Below are 869 nucleotides of genomic sequence, written 5' to 3'. Positions count from 1 at the left end.
CTGACTGTGTACCCAGCCAATTAGCAAGTTGTTATTGATGTAATCAAAAAACTCTACTTTCATCCATTCACCTTTGGTAATTAGGAAATTCAATCTATTGTTTTTTGGTAATACACTAACAATTTCGTGTTCAATTCCAGGTCCAGAACGGAGATTAAGAGAACTCTTGGTAACGTAAAAATGATTGTTGTTTTTAGATTGATCTATAGTTTCAATGCTTCGATTTATCGTAGTTTCCAAGCTTGAAATTTTGTTAAGTATATTTTGCTCTGTTTCAACACCTTGAAAATAGGCAACATATGCCAGAACTAAAGTAAGAATACAGCCTAGATAAAACTCAGCACTTAATTGGTGTCGTGGAGAAGTTTCTTCTCTTTCTCCAATATCTTTTGCGATTTCATCAAACGAGTTGTTGTTAATATCAAACAACTCATTAGCTTCAAGAACTTCTTCAAATGCCTTCTCAAATGTGAGGGGGCCGTAATATCTTGATAAATCTTCAATTATTTGAGTTAGAGCTATAAACGGTTGTGACTTATCAAGGTATTTAATTGCGCGCAATGCAGGAGAATCAAGGGCTTGTTGAATGGCGCTTGATACGGTTAATGATTCAATTCTTTGTAATGCTTGTAGTGTTGGTGATTCTATATCTCTTAAAGCCCTAGCAACTGTTGAGTTTTCAATTTGATCTATAGCTTGTAGCACAGGGGAGCTGTAGGCCAAATTAGCTGCTCTCATTGCGGGGGAGTTTTCAATTGTTTGAATGGCTCGCATTGTAGGAGAGTCAATAATACTCATCAATTTTTCTAAAGATGTTTGTTTCAATTTACTCTCCATTGAGTGAAGCTAGCATGCATATTGCGGTAGGT

1 protein-coding gene is annotated in these 869 nt (G+C 35.9%); it reads right to left on the bottom strand.

Annotated elements, in window-relative coordinates:
- On the bottom strand, positions 1-825 hold an 825-nt coding region (locus M3P05_RS20500), incomplete at its 3' end, for an SH3 domain-containing protein (RefSeq protein ID WP_249701995.1).
- Between the last annotated feature and the right edge of the window lie 44 nt (positions 826-869).

This window comes from Parendozoicomonas callyspongiae (genome assembly GCF_023502345.1).
In the GTDB taxonomy this organism is placed as follows: Bacteria; Pseudomonadota; Gammaproteobacteria; order Pseudomonadales; family Endozoicomonadaceae; genus Sansalvadorimonas; species Sansalvadorimonas callyspongiae.
The sequence above is the reverse complement of the archived record's forward strand: the minus strand, read 5'-3'. Positions and strand labels throughout refer to the sequence as shown.